Below are 19,564 nucleotides of genomic sequence, written 5' to 3'. Positions count from 1 at the left end.
TTGGCATCACTCCGTGTCGACCGGGTGCGCGGGGAGCTCGAAGCGCAGCAGGGCCCCGGTCAGGTGCGTGCGCAGGTCCGTCTCCATGTCGATGTGGCGGACCTCGCCGCCGTCCTCGATGACGGTCTTCACCAGTTCCTCGATGACGTCGGGGACCTCGCGCAGGGCGTCCTGGCAGAGCGGGCACTGCTCCCCCGTGCGGGCGAGCAGCCCGTCGCGGTCGCAGACGACTCCCGGGGCGACGGCCGCCGCGTCCACGGCCAGCGTCCGGATCGCGGCCAGCGAGCCCGCCCACAGGGTGTCGTCGAGCCCGACCGTCGCGTGATGCTTGGTCGCGACGGCCTCGAGGATCTCGCCGACCAGCCGCTCCTGCTCCTGGTAGGCGCGGTCGGTGACAAGGACGCGTACCTTGTCCCGGATGTCGGCGGCGGTCGCGGTGTCGCGGTCGACGGTGAAGCGACCGACGAGCCGGTCGTGCAGGTCACGGGGGAGGTACTCGATGAAGGCCGGTACCTGATAGGGGTGCCCGCCGATGGCCAGCAGATCGAAGCCCCCCTCCTTGAACAGGCGCTTGAGCTCGCCGATGAGGCGCCGGTAGTGCCTTTTGCTCAGCTCGTCGGCCCTGTCGCGGACCCGGACCTCGTCGAGCCCCGCGGCATGCTCGGGCCTCCGCAGCGTCCGGTCGCGGATCGCCTCCAGCTCCCGGACCTCGTCGAGGTGGTACTCCCAGACCTGTGCGGTGACCTCGTCCACGACGACCGCGCAGGTGCGGTCGTACTCGTCGAGCACCGCCAGCATCGGACGGACGTAGGGGTTCGCGTCCACCACGACGCGTTCGTGGGTGGCGCGCGGCAGCCACACCTCCTCGTAGACGCCGTGGCCGCTGCAGGAGAAGACGACGACGGTCCCGGGCCGCTGGGGTTCCTCGCCGAGCCTCCGCTCGATCTTCGCGATGTCGTCGTGCAGCGAGATCCGTACGGCGTGCTCCAGCGAGCGGTCGTCCGCGAGCGGTCTGATCCCTTCCAGCAGGCTGGCCAGCCGGGCCCGGTAGGTACGGCGGCCGGGCCGGTCCGGTTCCACCGGAAGGTAGAGGGAGACGAACGGGAGCCCGTTCCCGCCGAGCCGGAGAATTCGGTCGACCTGCTCCTGCGTGATCATCGTCGCTCCTCGCCGCTCCTCGAGCCGAACGCCACCCCTCCAGGTAACGCGGTGGTCGGCGCACCGGCAAACGCGGCGCGGTGGACAAGGTGGGCGGGGAGAGATGGACAAGGTGAGCGGGGAGAGGTGAACCGGCCCACCGGGCTCACGGCGGGCTGAGCCATTGGTACGGTCGAAGAAGATCAGCCCAGGCGGCAGGGAGGCCGGTGGATCATGGCCGTGGACGAACTCGACACCCGCATCCTGCGGCTGCTGCTGGAGCAGCCGCGTACCAGCGTGCGCGAGTACGCCCGCACGCTCGGTGTCGCCCGCGGCACGCTCCAGGCCCGCCTCGACCGGCTGGAGCGGGACGGGGTGATCACCGGTACGGGCCCCTCGCTGTCCCCCGCGGCGCTCGGCCACCCCGTTCTCGCCTTCGTGCACATCGAGGTCACGCAGGGTCACCTCGACGAGGTCGGCGAGGCGCTGGCCGCCGTACCGGAGATCATCGAGGCGTTCTCGATCACGGGCGGCGGTGATCTGCTCACCCGGGTCGTGGCGCGCGACAACGCCCACCTGGAGGACGTGATCCAGGCGCTCATCAGCATGCCCGGTGTCGTCCGCACCCGCACCGAGGTGGCACTGCGCGAACGGGTTCCGCACCGGGTGCTACCCCTGGTGGAGTCGATCGGGCGTGCAACCAGAAGCTGACGGGTGGCACAGGGGTGATCGGCCGCGCTCGGCCGTCGCTTGGCATCCTGGACCCCATGAGCACTCTCGGCCGTACTTCGGTCATCTTCGATCTCGACGGCACACTCGTGGACAGCGAGCCGAACTATTTCGAGGCCGGCCGCCAGACGCTCGCCGAGCAGGGCATCACCGACTTCACCTGGGCCGAGCACGAGCGCTACGTCGGTATCAGCACCCGGGAGACGGTGGCGCTCTGGCAGGAGCGCTACGGCTTGCGACCCCCGCTGGACGCCCTGCTCGCCGACATGAACCGCCGCTATCTGGAGCTGGCCCGCGCCACCACCCACGTGTACCCGGAGATGCGGAAGTTCGTGGAACTGCTGGCCGCCGAGGGCGCCTCGATGGCCGTGGCCTCGGGCTCCTCGCCCGCCGCCATCGAGGCGATCCTGACGGGCACCGGCCTGGCCGCCCATCTGACGACGGTCGTCTCGGCCGACGAGGTCGCGCACGGCAAGCCCGCCCCGGACGTCTTCCTCGAGGCGGCCCGCCGTCTGGAGGCCGACCCGGCGGACTGCGTGGTCCTGGAGGACGCCGCTCCGGGCGCCGCCGCCGCACACGCGGCCGGGATGCGCTGCATCGCCGTCCCGTACGTCGCCGCACAGGCCGACGACCCGGAGTTCGCCACGGCGGGTCTGCTCCTGCGCGGCGGTCAGCGCGAGTTCACCGCACAGGCCGCGTACGACTGGCTCACTCGCCCGGCCTCGGCTTCCTGAGCCGCGGCCACGGCTCGACCACCTGCCGTGTCCGGTGTCGGCTCAGGAGACGTGGAGCACGATCTTGCCCCGTCGATGGCCCTGCTCCAGTGCCGCGTACGCCTGCGCGGTCTCGGCGAGGGGGAGGACGCGGTCGACGGGCGGGGCCAGTTCGCCGTCCGCGACCAGGCGGGACAGCTCCTCCAGCCCGGTGCGGTCCGGTTCCACGACGAAGCGTCGGGCGGAGCGCCGATGCTCACCAGGCGGCCGCCGGGACGCAACACCTGCCAGGAGCGCTCCTGGGTGTCGCCGCCGACGGTGTCGAAGACCAGGTCGACGTCCTTGACCTGCGCCTCGAAGCGTTCGCTCCGGTAGTCGACGACCTGCTCGGCGCCCAGCTCGCGTACGAAATCGGCGGCTTCGGCGTCGGCCGTCGCGGTGACCGAGGCGCCGAGCGCGACCGCGACCTGCACCGCGAAGGAGCCCACCCCGCCCGCGCCGCCCTGCACCAGCACGCGGGCACCCGGGCACCCGGGCACCGTGCACGACCAGGCCCTGCCAGGCCGTCAGCCCGGCCGGCGGCAGCGCCGCCGCGTGGTCGTGGTCGAGCCGGGCCGGCTCGGCGGCGGGTACGGCCGCGGGGACGGCGACGAACTGCGCCGCGGCCCCGTCCCGGGTGAACGGGATCAGCCCGTACACCTCGTCGCCGACGTCCCGGTCCGACGCCTCGGGGCCGAGCGCGCCGACGACACCCGACACCTCCTTCGACGGCTCGACGGGCACCCGCTCACGGCCGCTGCCGTCGAAGCTGTCGGTCCAGGTCGCGCCCCAGACCGGTTCGTCCGGTGTGACGAACGCGGACCGCACCCCGACCAGGACCTCTCCCCGGCCCGGCACCAAACACGGGGGCGATCTCGTACGTCAGCTGCTCGGGGCCGCCCCGTCGGTGGCCGCGCACCGCGCGCCTGAGTCGTTCGACCGCACGCGCCTTTCTCAGGCTGCCTCCCGCGCCCCCGCCGCACCGGTCCCCCGCCCGCTCCCGTCACGGTGGATCGGTGTTCTGGAGCCGGTCAGTGGAGCGCCTGTCCCGCCCTCCCGGGCCGCGACGATCTCCGCCGCGATGGACAGCGCGGTCTCCTCCGGCGTACGGGCCCCGAGGTCGAGCCCGATCGGAGATCTCAGGCGGGCCAACTCCCGCTCGCCGAGGCCGACTTCGCGCAGCCGCCGCTCACGGTCCTCGTGCGTGCGGCGTGACCCCATGGCGCCGACGAACGCCACCGGCATCCGCAGGGCCGCCTCCAGCAGCGGTACGTCGAACTTGGCGTCGTGGGTGAGCACGCACAGGACCGTGCGGTCGTCGGTCACGGTGCGTCGGAGGTAGCGGTGCGGCCAGTCGACCACGATCTCGTCGGCGTCGGGGAAGCGGACCCGGGTGGCGAAGACCGGGCGGGCGTCGCACACGGTCACGTGATAGCCAAGGAACCTGCCCACCCGTACCAGCGCCGTCGCGAAGTCCACGGCGCCGAAGACGATCATTCGGGCCGGCGGCACGCTCGACTCGACGAGCAGGGTCACGCCACCCGGGCAGCGCGCGCCGTCCTCCGACAGTTCGAGGGTGCCGGTGCGGCCCGCCGCCAGCAGGGCACGAGCCTCGGCCACCGCCGTGCGGTCCAGCTCCGGACGACCGCCGAGGCTCCCCTCGTGGGAGACACCCGGGCCGCCCGCGTACGACGTGGACGCCCCGGAGGAGTCGGACGAGCCGGAGGAGTCGGACGAGCCGGAGGAGTCGGACGAGTCGTCGGGGCGGACGAGCAGCACCCTCCCCAGCAGTTCCGCCGGTCCCCGGGCCACCCGGGCGACGGCCGCCGCCTCGCCCCGGGACGCGGCCGCCAGCGCCGCCGCGTACACCGGCCGCTCAGCCGCGTCCGCGCGCACCGGGGTGACCAGGACCTCGATGACCCCGCCGCAGGTCAGCCCCACCGCGAAGGCGTCCTCGTCGCTGTAGCCGAACCGTTCCAGCACCGTGCGGCCGTCCTGGAGGGCCTGGACACACAGGTCGTACACGGCGCCTTCCACACAGCCGCCGGAGACCGAGCCGATGGCCGTGCCGCCGCTGTCGACCGCGAGGGCGGCGCCGGGGCCGCGCGGGGCGCTGCCGCCGACACTCACGACGGTGGCGACGGCGAAGTCCCGGCCCTCCTCGGCCCACCGGTTCAGCTCGTCGGCGATGTCAAGCATCCCGGTCCCTTCCCGTGCCCGCCAGCAGCACCCGGTCCGGGCGGATCGGCAGGTTCCGGTGACGTACACCCGTCGCGTGCCAGACCGCGTTGGCGATCGCCGCCGCCGCTCCGACGACCCCGATCTCGCCGATGCCCTTGATGCCGACCGGGTCCCCGGGGTCGGGGTCGTCGACCCAGTCCGCCTCGATGTCGGGTACGTCGGCGTGCGCGGAGAAGTGGTAGCCGGCGAGGTCGTTGCCGACATGGCCGCCGCTGGCCCGGTCCCGGTGAGCCTCCTCGTGCAGGGCCATGGACAGGCCCCAGACCATGCCTCCGACGAACTGCCCGCGCGCGGTGAGCGGGTTGACGATCCGGCCGGCCGCGAAGATGCCGAGCATCCGCCGCACTCGCACCTCCCCGCTGGTGACATCGACGGCGACCTCGGCGAACTGGGCCCCGAAGGAGTGCCGTTCCTTCTGCTCCAGCGCGCCGACCGCCTGGGAGGTGTCCGAGCGTGCCGTGATCCCCTCCGGCGGAATGCCGCCGCCCAGGGCCAGCCGCTCGCGCAGCTCGTCCGCCGCGACCCTGATCGCCCAGGCCCAGGAGCGGGTGCCCATCGAGCCGCCGGCGATCATCGCGAAGCCGAAGTCGCTGTCCGCGATGCGCATCCGGATGCGCTCCGGCGCCACCTCCAGCGCGTCGGCGGCGATCAGGGTGAGCGCGGTCCGGGCCCCGGTCCCGATGTCGGACGCGGTGATCCGTACGGTGAAGCTGCCGTCGGGCTCGGCCGTCACGGCCGCCGTGGACGGGGCGGACAGCACGGGGAACGTGGACGCGGCGGTCCCGGTCCCGAGCAGCCAGCGGCCCTCGCGGCGGACACCGGGACGCGGGTCACGGTCCGCCCAGCCGAACCGGCGGGCCCCCTCCTCGAAGCACGCGAGCAGGTTGCGGCCGCTGAACGGCAGCCCGGAGACGGGGCCGACGGCCGGTTCGTTGCGGGCGCGCAGCGCGATCGGGTCGAGTCCGCACTTCTCGGCGAGTTCGTCGAGCGCGGACTCCAGCGCGAACGAGCCCGGCGCCTCGCCGGGCGCCCGCATCCAGCTCGGGGTCGGCACGTCGAGCGGTACGACACGGGTCTGCGAGTAGTGCGCGTCGGAGTCGTACATCGCGCGCCCGAACTCGGCGGCCCGCTCGACGAACTCGTACACGCTCGAGGTGAGGCACTCGGCCCGGTGGTCGAACGCGCGCAGTCGGCCGTCCGCGTCGGCGCCGAGCCTGACCCGCTGGGCCGTGGGGCTGCGGTAGCCGACGAGCGAGAACATCTGGCGGCGGGTCAGCACGACGCGGACGGGGCGCTGCAGGACCGTCGCGGCCATCGCGGCGGCGACCGAGTGCGGGCGGGTGCCCTTGGAGCCGAAGCCGCCGCCGACGTGTTCCGAGCGCACCCGCACCGACTGGGGGTCGAGCGAGAACAGCTTCGCGAGCTCGTCCGCCACGAACCTGCTGCCCTGGTTGGAGTCGACGACCTCGAGCCGGCCGCCGTCCCAGCGTGCGATCGCCGCGTGCGGCTCCATGGGGTTGTGGTGCTCCTCCGGAGTGCTGTACTCGGCGTCCACGACGACGGCGGACGCGGCGAGTTCGGCCTCCAGGTCGCCCTTTTGCGCGGCGGGGGCGCTCTCCGGCGCGTACACCCCGGGGAGTCCGGCGGCGAACGCGACGTCGTGCGGCTCCTCGTCGTACACGACGACGAGGGCCTCGGCGGCCTCCCTGGCCTGCTCGGGCGTCTCGGCGACGACCAGCGCCACCGGCCAGCCGACGAACGGGACCCGGTCGTGCTGGAAGATCTGGGCGATCGGGTCGGGCGCCCCGAAGGCGTTCGTGTAGTCGCCGTTGAGACGCGGGGCGTTCTCGTGGTGCAGGACGGCGACGACGCCCGGCATCGCGAGGACGGGCGCGGACTCCACCGTACGGATCCGGCCACGGGCCACGGTGGACAACACCAGCCAGCCGTGGGCGAGTTCGGGATACGGGACCTCGCCCGCGTAGCGTGCCGCCCCGGTGACCTTGGCCACGCCCTCGACGCGGGTGTGGGCGGCGCCGACGGCCCCGAACGTCGCGGTCGCCGCCGTCGTCGCGGTCGTGGTCGTGGTCGTACCGGTCATCGGGCCGCCTCCTCGGTGAGTTCGGTCAGCATCGCCACGACGAGATTGCGCATCAGGGGCACCTTGTATCCGTTGTGGGGCAGCGTCCGGGCTGCCGCGAGCTCGGCGTCCGCGGCGGCGGCGAAGGCCTCGGCGCTCGCCGGTCCCCCGGTCAGCGCCCGTTCGGCCGCACGGGCCCGCCACGGCCGGGAGGCCACCGCCCCGAAGGCGAGGCGCACTTCGCGTACGACACCGTCGTGGACGTCGAGGGCGGCGGCGATCGAGCCGATCGCGAACGCGTACGAGGCGCGCTCACGCACCTTGCGGTAGCGGGAGCGGGCGGCGACCGGGGCGGCCGGCAGGGTGACGCCGGTGATCAGCGCGCCGGGCGGCAGGGCGGTCTCCAGGTGCGGGGTGTCACCCACCGGCAGATAGAACTCCGCGAGCGGCAACTCCCCGGGTCCGTCCGCCGTTTCGTACGAGACGACGGCGTCGAAGGCGGTGAGGGCCACGGCCATGTCCGAGGGGTGCGTGGCCACGCAGTGCGGGGAGGCACCGAGGATGGCGTGGTTGTGGTGCTCGCCCTCGACGGCCGGGCAACCACTGCCGGGGACCCGCTTGTTGCAGGGCTTCGCCAGATCGGTGAAGTAGCCGCAGCGGGTGCGCTGGAGCAGGTTTCCGCCGACCGTGGCCATGTTGCGCAGCTGACCGGAGGCTCCGGCCAGCACGGCCTGGGTCAACGCCGGGTAGTGGCGCCGCACGTCGGGATGGGCGGCGAGGTCGCTGTTGGTCACGGTGGCGCCGATACGCAGCCCGCCGCTCCTTGTGAACTCGACGCGGTCGAGGGGGAGTTCACGCACGTCGACGAGCCGGGCGGGCCGCTCCACCCCACTCTTCATCAGGTCGACGAGATTGGTACCACCGCCGAGATAACGCGCGTCCGGGTCGGCGCCCAGCAGCGCGACCGCGCCGGTGACGTCGTAGGCGCGCTCGTAGTCGAACTCCCTCATGCCGCCGTCTCCTTGGTCTCGGACGACCGTGTATCGGACGACCGTGTATCGGACGACTGCGCCGCCCGTGCGACGGCCTGGACGATCGACACATACGCGCCGCACCGGCACAGGTTGCCGCTCATCCGCTCACGGATCTCCTCGGGCGTGAGCTGCGCAGCCCCCGCTTCGGGCCGCACGTCCGCGGTCACGGCGCTCGGCCAGCCCGCCGCGTGCTCCTCGATCACGGCGAGGGCCGAACAGATCTGGCCGGGCGTGCAGTAGCCGCACTGGTAGCCGTCGAGGTCGAGGAAGGCCTGTTGCACGGGATGCAGCCGCTCACCGTCCGCCACCCCTTCGATGGTGGTGATCTCGCGCCCCTCGGCGGCGACGGCGAGTTGCAGACAGGAGACGGCCCGGCGTCCGTCGAGCAGCACCGTGCAGGCGCCGCACTGGCCCTGATCGCAGCCTTTCTTGGTACCGGTGAGATCGAGACGCTCACGCAGGGCGTCGAGCAGGGTGGTGCGACGGTCGACGGGCAGCGTGTACTTCTCGCCGTTGACGTGCAGGGTGATGGTGCTGGACGTCGAGGTCGTGGCGCTGGACGTCGTGGGGGCCATGATCAGCCTTCTTTCGCCTGTCTGAGGGGGAAAGGAAGTCGCGAGAGGGCCGGGAAAAGGGGGCACCGATGGTCCACACTGGCCGGATCCGGCGGTATGGTGAACCCTTAACCGGACAGCTGTCCGTTCATCTCGAACCTATCGGACAGCTGTCCGCTTAGCAAGGTACTCGCCTGGGAGGGCGGAGGACGAAGGAGGCCCGGGTGCAGCAGAAGAAGGCCGCCCCGCTGCGCTCGGACGCGCAACGCAATCGCGAGCGCATTCTCGAGGTGGCCCTGGCCGAGCTGACGCGGTCGGCGGACACCCCGCTCAGCGCGATCGCCAAGAAGGCGGGGGTCGGGCAAGGGACGTTCTACCGCAACTTCCCCAATCGCGAGGCACTCCTCCTGGAGATCTACCGCCACGAGGTGCAGCAGGTCGCCGACGCCGCGGCCCAGCTGCTCGAGACGCGTGCGCCGGACCGGGCCCTGCGGGAGTGGATGGACCGCCTCGCCCAGTTCGCCATGACCAAGGTCGGCCTGGCCGAGGCCCTGCGCGCGACCACCCTCGCGCACGGCACCCTGACCCGGCTGGGGCACGGCGCGATGTCCTCGGCCACCGCGCTGCTCCTGGCGGCGAACGACAAGGCGGGCAGCATTCGCCCCGGAGTGACCCCCGAGGACTTCTTCCTCTTCATCGCCGGTCTCTGGCAGATCGACGCGGACGGGGACTGGCAGCCGCGCGCCACCCGCCTTCTGGACCTCGTGATGGACGGTCTACGGGTGGGCGCGCCGGGTTCCGCGCCGCCCGAGTGAGCCGAGCCGCGGGCTGCGAGCGGGAGCGGGAGCGGCGGCCCGTCGTCACCGACAGCCGCTCCTACGCGCACGACGAAGCCGTCCGCCTGTAACTCCCCCGTGGCGGACGGCTCGTGTCGCGGTGTTCAGAGATCGGGATCGGTGTCGGCGACGTAAGTGTCCTGGGCCGCTGGACGACACCCGCTGGGGCGGGCGACGGGATTCGAACCCGCGTTTCTCTCTTGACAGGAGAAGTAGCCGAAACCTTCGCACCTGAACGAGTTCACCGTAGTGGTCACCGCCGTCGCGGTCACCTGGTTTCCGGCGTGCGGCAGACGCGTGCCGGGGCGTTGTCAGTGGTGGCGTGCAGGATGGCGGGTATGACAACACCAGCCGCAGTGATCGTGGATGCCGCCGCCTACGCGCGGGCGGTCGAGGACGCCGTGAAGGCTTCGGCCGCCTACTACGCGGGCGGCACGTCGGTACTGGACGACGACACCTACGACCGGCTCGTGCGCGGCATCGCGGCGTGGGAGTCCGCTCATCCCGACGAGGTGCTGCCCGACTCACCGACCGGGAAGGTCGCCGGTGGCGCCGTGGAGGGCGATGTCCCGCACACGGTCCCCATGTTGAGCCTGGACAACGTCTTCTCGCCGGAGGAGTTCACCGCCTGGACCGCGTCACTGGCCCGGCGGATCGGCCATGACGTCACCCGGTTCGGTGTCGAGCCGAAGCTCGACGGGCTCGCGATCGCCGCCCGATACACCCGCGGTCGCCTCACCCGGCTGATCACCCGTGGCGACGGGACGGCCGGGGAGGACGTCTCGCACGCCATCGGCACCGTCGAAGGCCTCCCGGCCGAACTCGCCGAGCCGGTCACGGTGGAGGTGCGCGGCGAAGTCCTGATGACCACCGCCCAGTTCGAGCACGCCAACGAGGTGCGCACCGCGCACGGCGGTCAGCCGTTCGCGAACCCGCGCAACGCCGCGGCGGGCACACTGCGCGCCAAGGACCGCGCCTACACCGTGCCGATGACCTTCTTCGGCTATGCCCTGCTGCCGCTGCCCGGCACCGAGGAGGCCCTCGCGGCACGGCTGGGCGAGGCCGCGCACAGCGAGCTGATGGCCCGGTGCGCCGCGCTCGGCGTGAACACCACCGCCGCCACCGCCGTGCCGGGGACCACGGCGGAGACCGCCGATCAGGTCCTGGCCCGGGTGAAGGAGATCGCCGCGCTTCGGGCGGAGTTGCCGTTCGGGATCGACGGGATAGTCGTCAAGGCCGACCTCGCCGCCGATCAGCAGGCCGCCGGATCCGGTTCGCGTGCACCGCGCTGGGCGATCGCCTACAAGCTGCCGGCCGTGGAGAAGATCACCCGGCTGCTGGAGGTGGAGTGGAACGTGGGCCGCACCGGCATCGTCGCTCCGCGCGCGGTCCTCGAACCGGTCGAGATCGACGGCTCCACCATCACCTACGCCACCCTCCACAACCCTGCCGACATCACCCGCCGCGACCTGCGTCTGGGCGACCATGTGATGGTCCACCGCGCCGGGGACGTCATTCCCCGCGTCGAAGCCCCCGTCGCCCATCTGCGCACCGGCGAGGAGCGGCCGATCGTCTTCCCCGAGGTGTGCCCGCGGTGCGGCTCGGCCATCGACACCAGCGAGCAGCGCTGGCGCTGCGAGAACGGCCGCAACTGTCATCTGGTCGCCGCCCTCTCGTACGCCGCCGGCCGCGACCAGCTCGACATCGAGGGCCTGGGTCACACCCGTGTCGTCCAGCTCGTCGAGGCCGGCCTGGTCGCCGATCTGGCCGACGTGTTCGCCCTCACGCGCGACCGGCTCCTCGCCCTGGAACGGATGGGCGAGACCAGCACCGACAATCTCCTCGCGGCGATCGGCGCGGCCAAGGGGCAGCCGTTGTCGCGGGTGCTGTGCGCGCTCGGCGTCCGCGGTACGGGCCGCTCCATGTCCCGTCGTATCGCCCGGTACTTCGCGACCATGGACCACATCCGTGCCGCCGACGCGGAAGCGATGCAGCGGGTCGAGGGCATCGGCACGGAGAAGGCCCCGTCCATCGTGGCCGAACTCGCCGAACTCGCCCCGCTCATCGACAAGCTCGCCGCGGCCGGGGTCAACATGACCGAGCCCGGTGCCACTGCGCCCGTCACCGCCGACGACACCGACACCGGCGCCGATACCGGCACCCAGGGCGCGGAGCCCGCGGGCGGGCCGCTGACCGGGATGGCGGTCGTCGTCACCGGAGCCATGACCGGCCCACTGGAGAAGCTCAGCCGCAACCAGATGAACGAACTCGTCGAGCGCGCCGGTGGCCGCTCCTCCTCCAGCGTCTCCAAGAAGACCACGCTGGTCGTCGCCGGCGAAGGCGCCGGATCCAAGCGCGCCAAGGCCGAGGACCTCGGCATCCGGCTGGTCACCCCCGACGAGTTCGCGACCATGGTCGCCGACTACGTCGGCTGAAGGGCGCCGCTTCCTTCCCCGGCCTCCTGCTTCGTGCTGGGCCGTCCTCGCCGTGACTCGGGAACCGATGGTGCAACCCGCTACACCATCGGTTCGGGAGTGGGCTCTTTCATGACGGCGAGCCCGCGTCGGGACCCGAGGAGCCCTGAAGAGCCCCCGAGGCCTACGCGCCGCTCGCGTCGAGCATGTCCTCGCGCTCGACGATCTTCACGCGTTCCCGGCCCTGCGGTTCACCCAGCGCCTTCTCCGCGGCGTCCAGGCGGTACCAGCCCTCCCAGGTGGTGAAGCGGACGTCCCGCTCGCCGAGGAACGCGTCCACGGCCTCCGGGTCGGGCGAGCCGGGCGTGTGCAGACGTCCGTTCGCGTGGTCGTCCAGCAGGCTCGCGACGGTCTCATTGGCGTCGCCCTTGGTGTGGCCGATCAGACCCACGGGGCCGCGTCGGATCCAGCCAGTGACGTACGTCGACTGCAGGTGCTCGCCGGTCTCCTCGATCACCCGTCCGCCCTGGTCCGGGACCGTGCCCGACTCGGCGTCCCAGGGGAGCTTGGGCAGTTCGTCGGACAGGTAGCCCACGGCGCGGTAGACCGCACCGAGGTCCCAGTCCTTGTACTCGCCGGTTCCCTTGACGTTGCCGGTGCCGTCGAGGGCGGTGCGCTCGGTGCGCAGGCCCACGACCTGGCCGTTCTCGCCGAGGATCTCGGTCGGGGACTCGAAGAAGTGCAGGAACAGCTTGTGCGGGCGGTCACCGATGTCGCGGATGGCCCAGTTCTCCAGGGTCTTGGCGACCATGTCGGCCTGCTTGTTGCCGCGCCGGGTCGCGATCGAGCCCTCGTCGTAGTCGATGTCCTCGGGGTCGACGATGACCTCGATGTTCGGGGAGTGGTCCAGTTCCCGCAGCTCCATCGGGCTGAACTTCGCCTGCGCCGGACCGCGGCGGCCGAAGACGTGGACCTCCAGGGCCTTGTTGGCCTTGAGGCCGTCGTAGACGTTCTGCGGGATCTCGGTCGGCAGCAGCTCGTCGGCGGTCTTGGCGAGGATGCGGGCGACGTCGAGCGCGACGTTGCCGACGCCGAGGACGGCGACCTTCTCCGCTTCGAGCGGCCAGGTCCGTGCCACGTCCGGGTGACCGTCGTACCAGGAGACGAAGTCCGCGGCACCGTACGAGCCGTCGAGGCCGATGCCGGGTATGTCGAGGGCCCGGTCGGCCGTCGCCCCCGTGGAGAAGATCACGGCGTCGTAGAAGGTGCGCAGGTCGTCGAGGTTGATGTCCCCGGGGTAGTCGACATTGCCGAAGAGACGTATCTGGGGCTTGTCGAGCACCTGGTGCAGGGCCGTGATGATGCCCTTGATCCGCGGGTGGTCGGGGGCCACGCCGTAACGGATCAGGCCGAAGGGGGCCGGCATCCGTTCGAAGAGGTCGATGGACACACCGGGCTCGACCGCAACTGCGGACTTCAGCAGCGCGTCGGCAGCGTAGATCCCGGCGGGGCCGGCTCCGACAATGGCTACCCGCAGAGGGCGAGGCATGATCAGGTTCCCTTCGAACGGTGGCAGGGTGGCTCGTCGGGAAGCCTAAACTAAGGCAAACCTTAGTCAGTAGCCGGGTTGGATCTATGACCCCATAAGCCGATCTTATGACCCGCCGCCGGGGAGCACGGGCCTCGGAATCGGGGGCAAACTGGGATATGTGGATGTCCGGCGTGTGTCAGTGGACCGCCTCGTGGAGCAGCCGTCGGGCCGCGGACTGGTGGCAATCCCACTCGCGCTGATCGTAGTGATCACTGTGGTGGACCTGCACTCCCCGACCAACGTCCACCTGGGTCCGTTGCTGGTCATCGCCCCCGCCCTCACCGCCTCCCTGGCCGGACCACGACTGACCGCGGCCGTGGGGGCGCTGGCCGTGGCCGCCCAGATCTTCATCGCGATATTTCACGGCGGGCTGACCACCGCCAACCACATCGCGCAGATCATCGCCCTGACCGTGCTCTCCGCGCTGGTGGTCTTCGTCTGCCATGTACGCGAGCGGCGTGCCCGGGAGCTGAGCCGGGCGCGGTCGGTGGCCGAGACGGCGCAGCGGGTCCTGCTGCGACCGCCGCCCCGCAGGATCGGGCCCTTGCGCGTGGCCTGGCTGTATCTGGCCGCCGAGGACGAGACGCAGATCGGCGGCGACCTGTTCGCGGTCGCCCGCGTCGCCCAGTCCGCCACGCGGGTGATCATCGGGGACGTACGCGGCAAGGGTCTGGCCTCCATCGGGGAGGCCTCGGTGGTGCTGGGCTCGTTCCGTGAGGGCGCTCACCGGTACGCCACCCTGCCCGAGCTCACGGCGGCGCTGGAGGTCAGTGTGTGCCGCGACCTGGAGGACGTGGCCGACACCGAGCACGACCCGGGCGAGCACTTCATCACCGCGCTTGTGCTCGACATCCCCGACGAGGGGCCGGACGCCTGGATGATCACCTGCGGTCATCCACCGCCTCTCCTGCTGCGCAACCAGGAGGTCACGGTCCTGCACCCGCGCCACCCCCTCCCCCCGCTGGGCATGTGCGAGTTGCCCGCCGCGAGCCACCGACCCGACGGGTTCACCTTCGAAACGGGTGACATCCTCCTGCTCTACACCGACGGCGTCATCGAAGCCCGCTCACCGTCGGGCGCCTTCTACCCCCTCCTCGAGCGGGTCGCCTCCTTTCCTGCCTCCAGCCCCGAGACCCTGATGCGGCGCATCCACGACGACCTCCTCGCGCATGTCGGCGACCACCCCGGCGACGACGCCGCCCTCCTGATCATCGAACGCACCGCCTTCCACCACCCGCATCGACCGCATTTCGCCACCCGTCCCGTAGACGGTCACCACCGGCTCCATCCCACCGGATCGCCCCCGTCGGCGGAGCGCTGACCTCACTCCCGGGCCATGTCCGACTCTGCCGCGCTCGCCGCGGAATCGGCGTCGTCGACGAGCTTCCGCAGGTGACCGAGGTCCGCGGAGGAGGTGGGTGCGGGCTGCCGAGTGGTCTGCGTGCCCTGTGCGGACTGTGTGCCCTGCGTGCTCTGCGCGCTCCCGCCCTGGCCGCATCCGGCCAGGAACAGCAGGGCGGCCAGTACGGCCGGCACGGTGTGGCGCGCGCGCATCAGTTCGTACGACCGTTGTCGTGGGCGCCGCACCACTTCTCGACGTCGGCCAGGTCCTTCTGGCGGGTCTCCAGGGTGGGGACCAGGGAACGCCGGGCGGTGAGCCGGTCGTTCAGGTAGGTCTCGATCTGGGTGTGCCCCGCGGACTTGGCGTTCGCCACCCGCTGCTCGAGACGGGCGATGGAGCCACGCCGGGAAGCGTCCGCGCGCAGCCGGGTGAGGATCCGGTCGATCCGCCGGTCGATCTTCGGCGCGCGCTTGCAGAGCGCCGCCGCGCCGTCGCCCGTGGGGGTGCCGGACGGCGTGGGAGTCGCGGCGTCGGCCGTGGCGGCGCCCGCGGCGCCGAACAGCGATCCGGCGGCGACCAACGAGACGACCGAGATCACTGTCTTCCTGGTGCTTGGCATGACGAACTCCTCCGCGTTCACGGGCGACTGCCCTCTCGCCGGAAAGCTAGGAACCGTCTTTGTGGAATTCTTGTGACCGGTCGGCGGTCGTGATCATCCAGTTGCGCGGGAGCGGAAGCGTGGCTCCCGTGTCCGCGGTGCCGTCGCTCAGCGGCAGGGTGACCTCGACGCGGGTGCCCGGGCCCGTGGGCCGGTCCAGTACCCGGATCCCGCCCCGGTGCAGGGCGATCTGCTGGGCGACCAGGGTCAGTCCGAGGCCGGAGCCGGGGCTGTCCGGTCGGCGGCGGAAGCGTGCGAAGACCTCGGTGCGCAGCGCGGGCGGGATCCCGGGTCCCCGGTCTTCGACGACGAGGAGCGCGTCGGCGCCGCTCGCGCGCAAGGTCACCTCGACCTGCGGGGGCTGCCCGTCCGTGTGTCCGTGGATCAGGGCGTTGACGAGCAGGTTGTCCACCAGGCTCCGCAGTCCCGCCTCCCAGCCGTGTACGCGCAGACCCGGTGCGCAGTGGCCGACCACCCGTGCGTGCGGATGGCGTCGCCGCTGGTCCTCCGTGCTCGCTTCGACGAGGTCGGCGAGGTCGACCGGGCCGAAGGCGTCCGCCTCGACGAGGTCTCCGCGGCCGAGGTCGCGCAACATGACGAGGACCCCGAGGAGGCGTGCGTGTTCGCGGCTCAGGTCGTGCAGCACTTCGTCGCGGTCGGGTCCGGCGAGTTCCGGATGCTCGGTGAGGATCTCCAGGTTGGTCTGCATGCTCATCAGCGGGGTGCGCAGTTCGTGCGAGGCCGCCGAGGCGAAGGAGCGGGCGGTGGCCAGTGCCTCGGCGGTCCTGAGCGCCTGCTCGTCGTAGCGGGCCAGGACGGTCTGCAGGGTGTGTGCGAGGTCGTCGACCTCGGCGATCCGCGTCGGGGTGTGATCGAGGCGGGTGGCACTGGAGCGGGGGTCGAGGCCGCTCGCCCTGCGTTGCAGACGGCGCAGCGGTGTGCTCGCCCGGGTGGCGACGGCCCAGGCGAGCAGCCCGGACAGCGGTGCGGCGAGCAGGGCGACGGTCACCACGCGCCGTCGGACCAGGCGCACCTGGGTGTCGGCGGCGGTGTCGGACGCGAACAGCCACAGGGTGCCGCGCACGCCGGGGCGCGCCCCTGTCACCCGGGTCGACAGGATCCGCCAGCTCCTGCCGTCGGCACGGAGGGTGACCGGCACGGGCGCCCTGGCGGGCAGCGCCACGTCGGCCGCCGGTTGCGGGCCACCCGTGAAGGTCTCCTCGGGGCCGATCAGCCGTACGCCCACGTCCAGGGCCGAGGTGAACACCCGGCGTTCGCGGGCCTGCTCCACCGCCGCCGACCGGTCGGCGGCGCTCGCGCGCAGCAGCCCCCGGGCGTCCTTGGCGACGGCCACCGAGCGCTCACGCAGATGTGTGTCCTGCTGATCGTGCAGATCCGCGGCGACCAGCCGCAGCAGCAGCCAGCCGGTGGCCAGTACCAGTACGGGCACGGTGGCGCCGACGGCCAGGGCGATCCGTGTGGACAGTCTCACGGCCGCTCCCGCGGGTCGTCGTCGCGCAGGACGAAGCCCACGCCTCGTACGGTGTGGATGATCCGGGAGCGCCCCGACGTCTCCAGTTTGCGGCGCAGATAGCTGACGAAGGTGTCCACCGCGTCGGTGCGGACCTCGAAGTCGTAGCCCCATACGCGATCGAGGAGCTGGTCCCGGCTGAGCACGATGCCGGTGTTGCGGGCGAGGAAGTGGAGGAGTTCGAACTCGCGGCGGGTCAGTTCCACCGGCCGCCCGTCGAGGCTCACCCTGCGGGCGGCCGGATCAAGGAGCAGCCCGCCGGCCCGTACGGTGCCGCTGTCCCGTGGCGGCCTGCGCCGCAGCAGCGCCTCCAGCCGCAGGACCAGCTCCTGCAGGGCGAAGGGCTTGACGAGGTAGTCGTCGCCGCCCGCCTGCAGGCCCGCGATCCGGTCGGCGGTCTCGTCGAGTGCGGAGAGCATCAGCACGGGTACGTCGTCGTCCTCGTCCCGCAGTGCCCTGCACACCTCGATGCCGCTGAGGTCGGGCATCGAGATGTCCAGCACGATCACATCCGGCGGTGTCCGCCGGGCCACCGCCAGGGCCGGCCGGCCCCCGTCGGCCAGGTCCACGGTGAATCCGCCGAGCCTCAGGCCCCGCTCCAGCGAGCGGCGGATCGCCGCGTCGTCGTCCACGACCAGGACACGGCCGCGCTGCCCACTCATCACCACTGTCCCTCCCCGCCACACCCCGGCGTCCTGCCGGGGCCCGCCGCCGCCCATCGTGCATCAGCCGGGCCGGTCCCGGCCCCGAGGGGTGGACCAAGGGTTCGGTGAGAGGCGCCCGGACCGGCCCCGGTCGGCGCGGGCCCTGGCGGAGCGTGGCGGTTGCGCGGGGCCTGACCCGACGGTTGCATACGACTGTGTCGTCGATGGCCGACCCCGCACACAGCGAACGACCCGCCGAACCAGGCCTCCGTGCGGCCGGGGCCACCAGGGCCGGACTTCTACGACGTCCGTGGAGGAGCGATGGGTGTGGACGCGAGCGCGCAGGTCGGCCACGGGAAACGGTGGGCGGCCAGGGCCGCGCTGGTCGCGGCGGCGCTGGCGGTGCTGCTGCCGCTCGGTTACGGCGGCGTGGACGGCGTACTGCTGCTCCTGGCCGCGCTCCTCGGCGTGGCCGTCACGGCGGCGGCGCTGTGGTGGGCGCTGACCCGGCGCGGCCCGCTCCGCTGGGTGGCGGCCGTGCTGGCGGCCGTCGCGCCCGGCGCCGTGATCACCCTGTTCGCCGTGGCCCGCCTGCTCTGGGCCGTCCCCGTGTCCCTGGCACTGTGGACCGTGGCCGTCTGGAGCGGCCGGTACGCCCTGCGGAGCGACCGGACGCGCGCCCCGCGCCCGAAGGAACGCAGGGCACCACCGCCGCGGCGCCCCTTCCTCCTCATGAACCCGCACTCCGGCGGCGGCAAGGTGGCGAAGTTCGGACTGCGGGAGAAGGCGGAGCGGCTCGGCGCGCAGGTCGTGCTCCTCGACCCGGACCAGCACCAGGACGTCACCGCGCTGGCCCGGGCCGCCGTCGCGGACGGCGCGGATCTGCTGGGCGTCGCCGGCGGTGACGGTACCCAGGCGCTGGTCGCGGCCGTCGCCGCCGAACACGGTCTGCCGTTCCTGGTGGTCTGCGCCGGCACCCGCAATCACTTCGCCATGGACCTCGGCCTCGACCGCGACGACCCGGCCACCTGCCTGGACGCCCTCATCGACGGCGTCGAACTCCGCGTGGACCTCGGCTTCGCCGGCGGCCACCCGTTCGTCAACAACGCCTCCTTCGGCGCGTACGCGGCGGTCGTGCAGAGTCCCGCGTACCGCGACGACAAGATCGGCACCATCCTGGACCTCCTGCCCGACCTGCTCACCCGCCAGCGCGGGCCGCGGCTGACCGCCCGCGCCGGCGACACGACGCTCGACGCCCCGCAGGCCGTACTGGTGAGCAACAACCCCTACCGAACCAACGATCCGGCCGGTCTCGGCCGCCGCGAACGGCTCGACTCCGGGCTGCTCGGTGTCCTCGGCATCACGGTGGACAGCGCGGCCGAGGCCGCCGCGCTCGTACTGGACCCCGCGCCGGACGGACTCGCGGTCCTGACCACCCGTGAGGTGGTCATCGACGCCGACCGCTCGGAGATCGAGGCCGGCATCGACGGCGAGGCCCTGGTCCTGCCCGCCCCGGTCCACTGCCGCGTCGAACCCGGAGCGCTGCGCGTCCGCGTCCCCAAGGAACGGCCCGGCGTGCCGGAGGCCCAACCCCCTTTGGACTGGCGCCGGTTGCGCACGCTCGCGGCGACCATGGGGCGCACGGCGGTCGTACGACATCCTGGTCGCGGCCGGGACACGTAGACGAAGGTCACAATTACATATCGGACAGTTCGCGCTCCAATCTTCACACCAGGCACACAAATTGGCTAAGTTGGCCGTAGGCCGCACGACTCCCTCCGGCGAACCTCGCCGGGTCGCGCGACCTCCGCCGAATCCGGCGCCCCCGTGGCAACCGGAACCAGGACCCAACCGGCCTTGGGGTGAATCGGCCCAACTGCCCCACCGGGCAAGGGCCGTAGGGCATGCCTTCCGGAATCTTCCGCCCGAACCCGACAGCCGGCCCGGTAGGCGGAGTACGGAAGGAGTACGGCTCCCATGGCGCCGGAACGAACCCCGCGCCCTGGAGGCAACAGCCTCCC

The 19,564-nt window shown here is 72.2% G+C and carries 16 protein-coding genes, 1 pseudogene and 1 riboswitch; of the genes and pseudogenes, 6 read left to right on the top strand and 11 right to left on the bottom strand.

The features are described from left to right. Positions 1-6: 6 nt before the first annotated feature. A complete protein-coding gene (locus ACZ7M3_RS01580) occupies positions 7-1,158 on the bottom strand; it encodes a baeRF10 domain-containing protein (protein ID WP_472059928.1) in 1,152 nt (383 codons plus the stop codon). Between the two features lie 213 nt (positions 1,159-1,371). On the opposite strand from ACZ7M3_RS01580, the gene ACZ7M3_RS01575 reads away from it, so the two are divergent. Further along, on the top strand, positions 1,372-1,848 hold the full coding sequence (locus ACZ7M3_RS01575; RefSeq protein WP_351312293.1) for an Lrp/AsnC family transcriptional regulator: 477 nt from the start codon (positions 1,372-1,374) through the stop codon (positions 1,846-1,848). A 56-nt stretch (positions 1,849-1,904) separates the two neighbouring features. After that, a complete protein-coding gene (locus ACZ7M3_RS01570; protein ID WP_472059927.1) occupies positions 1,905-2,600 on the top strand; it encodes an HAD family hydrolase in 696 nt (231 codons plus the stop codon). Between the two features lie 42 nt (positions 2,601-2,642). Here the strand turns inward: ACZ7M3_RS01570 and ACZ7M3_RS01565 are convergent. The 5 genes and pseudogenes from ACZ7M3_RS01565 to ACZ7M3_RS01545 form a co-directional block, all read right to left on the bottom strand. Continuing rightward, positions 2,643-3,067 (bottom strand): annotated as a pseudogene (locus ACZ7M3_RS01565) (zinc-binding dehydrogenase). Between the two features lie 505 nt (positions 3,068-3,572). Next, entirely contained in the window at positions 3,573-4,817 is a 1,245-nt protein-coding gene (locus ACZ7M3_RS01560; RefSeq protein WP_472059926.1) for an XdhC family protein, read from the bottom strand. After that, entirely contained in the window at positions 4,810-6,960 is a 2,151-nt protein-coding gene (locus ACZ7M3_RS01555; protein WP_472059925.1) for a xanthine dehydrogenase family protein molybdopterin-binding subunit, read from the bottom strand. Before ACZ7M3_RS01555 ends, ACZ7M3_RS01560 begins: the two co-directional genes overlap by 8 nt. Next, complete coding sequence (locus ACZ7M3_RS01550; protein WP_472059924.1) at positions 6,957-7,949, bottom strand: FAD binding domain-containing protein; 993 nt, start codon at positions 7,947-7,949, stop codon at positions 6,957-6,959. The genes ACZ7M3_RS01555 and ACZ7M3_RS01550 overlap by 4 nt, the downstream gene beginning before the upstream one ends. Beyond that, a complete protein-coding gene (locus ACZ7M3_RS01545; protein ID WP_472059923.1) occupies positions 7,946-8,548 on the bottom strand; it encodes a (2Fe-2S)-binding protein in 603 nt (200 codons plus the stop codon). Before ACZ7M3_RS01545 ends, ACZ7M3_RS01550 begins: the two co-directional genes overlap by 4 nt. 203 nt (positions 8,549-8,751) lie before the next feature. Between ACZ7M3_RS01545 and ACZ7M3_RS01540 the strand changes: the two genes are divergently transcribed. After that, on the top strand, positions 8,752-9,342 hold the full coding sequence (locus ACZ7M3_RS01540) for a TetR/AcrR family transcriptional regulator (RefSeq protein ID WP_095856121.1): 591 nt from the start codon (positions 8,752-8,754) through the stop codon (positions 9,340-9,342). Positions 9,343-9,701: 359 nt separating this feature from the next. Further along, complete coding sequence (ligA, locus tag ACZ7M3_RS01535; protein ID WP_472059922.1) at positions 9,702-11,798, top strand: NAD-dependent DNA ligase LigA; 2,097 nt, start codon at positions 9,702-9,704, stop codon at positions 11,796-11,798. A gap of 163 nt (positions 11,799-11,961) precedes the next feature. On the opposite strand, the gene ACZ7M3_RS01530 is transcribed toward ligA, so the two are convergent. After that, positions 11,962-13,326, bottom strand: a complete 1,365-nt coding sequence (locus tag ACZ7M3_RS01530; protein WP_351312276.1) for an FAD-dependent oxidoreductase — start codon at positions 13,324-13,326, stop codon at positions 11,962-11,964. 181 nt (positions 13,327-13,507) lie between these two features. On the opposite strand from ACZ7M3_RS01530, the gene ACZ7M3_RS01525 reads away from it, so the two are divergent. Continuing rightward, positions 13,508-14,689: a PP2C family protein-serine/threonine phosphatase gene (locus tag ACZ7M3_RS01525; protein WP_472060985.1), complete on the top strand. Its 1,182-nt coding sequence runs from the start codon at positions 13,508-13,510 to the stop codon at positions 14,687-14,689. Positions 14,690-14,691: 2 nt separating this feature from the next. Here the strand turns inward: ACZ7M3_RS01525 and ACZ7M3_RS01520 are convergent, their stop codons facing one another. The 4 genes from ACZ7M3_RS01520 to ACZ7M3_RS01505 are packed head-to-tail and all read right to left on the bottom strand — an operon-like array spanning position 14,692 to position 17,561. Continuing rightward, entirely contained in the window at positions 14,692-14,922 is a 231-nt protein-coding gene (locus tag ACZ7M3_RS01520) for a hypothetical protein (RefSeq protein WP_472059921.1), read from the bottom strand. Then, the gene (locus ACZ7M3_RS01515) at positions 14,922-15,329 is read right to left on the bottom strand and encodes a hypothetical protein (protein WP_472059920.1); all 408 of its coding nucleotides are present in this window, start codon (positions 15,327-15,329) and stop codon (positions 14,922-14,924) included. Before ACZ7M3_RS01515 ends, ACZ7M3_RS01520 begins: the two co-directional genes overlap by 1 nt. 46 nt (positions 15,330-15,375) lie before the next feature. Next, complete coding sequence (locus ACZ7M3_RS01510) at positions 15,376-16,860, bottom strand: sensor histidine kinase (RefSeq protein WP_472059919.1); 1,485 nt, start codon at positions 16,858-16,860, stop codon at positions 15,376-15,378. Beyond that, a complete protein-coding gene (locus tag ACZ7M3_RS01505) occupies positions 16,857-17,561 on the bottom strand; it encodes a response regulator transcription factor (RefSeq protein ID WP_472059918.1) in 705 nt (234 codons plus the stop codon). The genes ACZ7M3_RS01510 and ACZ7M3_RS01505 overlap by 4 nt, the downstream gene beginning before the upstream one ends. A gap of 303 nt (positions 17,562-17,864) precedes the next feature. On the opposite strand from ACZ7M3_RS01505, the gene ACZ7M3_RS01500 reads away from it, so the two are divergent. Continuing rightward, positions 17,865-19,226 carry a diacylglycerol/lipid kinase family protein gene (locus ACZ7M3_RS01500; protein WP_472059917.1) on the top strand — a complete coding sequence of 454 codons (1,362 nt, stop codon included), beginning with the start codon at positions 17,865-17,867 and terminating at the stop codon, positions 19,224-19,226. A 115-nt stretch (positions 19,227-19,341) separates the two neighbouring features. Then, a riboswitch (cyclic di-AMP (ydaO/yuaA leader) is annotated at positions 19,342-19,512 on the top strand. Positions 19,513-19,564: the final 52 nt, after the last annotated feature.

The organism is Streptomyces sp. NPDC111656 (assembly GCF_055656965.1).
The sequence above is the reverse complement of the archived record's forward strand: the minus strand, read 5'-3'. Positions and strand labels throughout refer to the sequence as shown.

What these genes read in the sequence shown, in the direction of transcription:
- ACZ7M3_RS01580 (WP_472059928.1), bottom strand. Translation starts at nt 1,158, where the DNA reads ATGATCACGCAGGAGCAGGTCGACCGAATTCTCCGGCTCGGCGGGAAC.
- ACZ7M3_RS01575 (WP_351312293.1), top strand. Translation starts at nt 1,372, where the DNA reads ATGGCCGTGGACGAACTCGACACCCGCATCCTGCGGCTGCTGCTGGAG.
- ACZ7M3_RS01570 (WP_472059927.1), top strand. Translation starts at nt 1,905, where the DNA reads ATGAGCACTCTCGGCCGTACTTCGGTCATCTTCGATCTCGACGGCACA.
- ACZ7M3_RS01560 (WP_472059926.1), bottom strand. Translation starts at nt 4,817, where the DNA reads ATGCTTGACATCGCCGACGAGCTGAACCGGTGGGCCGAGGAGGGCCGG.
- ACZ7M3_RS01555 (WP_472059925.1), bottom strand. Translation starts at nt 6,960, where the DNA reads ATGACCGGTACGACCACGACCACGACCGCGACGACGGCGGCGACCGCG.
- ACZ7M3_RS01550 (WP_472059924.1), bottom strand. Translation starts at nt 7,949, where the DNA reads ATGAGGGAGTTCGACTACGAGCGCGCCTACGACGTCACCGGCGCGGTC.
- ACZ7M3_RS01545 (WP_472059923.1), bottom strand. Translation starts at nt 8,548, where the DNA reads ATGGCCCCCACGACGTCCAGCGCCACGACCTCGACGTCCAGCACCATC.
- ligA (WP_472059922.1), top strand. Translation starts at nt 9,702, where the DNA reads ATGACAACACCAGCCGCAGTGATCGTGGATGCCGCCGCCTACGCGCGG.
- ACZ7M3_RS01530 (WP_351312276.1), bottom strand. Translation starts at nt 13,326, where the DNA reads ATGCCTCGCCCTCTGCGGGTAGCCATTGTCGGAGCCGGCCCCGCCGGG.
- ACZ7M3_RS01520 (WP_472059921.1), bottom strand. Translation starts at nt 14,922, where the DNA reads ATGCGCGCGCGCCACACCGTGCCGGCCGTACTGGCCGCCCTGCTGTTC.
- ACZ7M3_RS01515 (WP_472059920.1), bottom strand. Translation starts at nt 15,329, where the DNA reads ATGCCAAGCACCAGGAAGACAGTGATCTCGGTCGTCTCGTTGGTCGCC.
- ACZ7M3_RS01505 (WP_472059918.1), bottom strand. Translation starts at nt 17,561, where the DNA reads ATGAGTGGGCAGCGCGGCCGTGTCCTGGTCGTGGACGACGACGCGGCG.
- ACZ7M3_RS01500 (WP_472059917.1), top strand. Translation starts at nt 17,865, where the DNA reads ATGGGTGTGGACGCGAGCGCGCAGGTCGGCCACGGGAAACGGTGGGCG.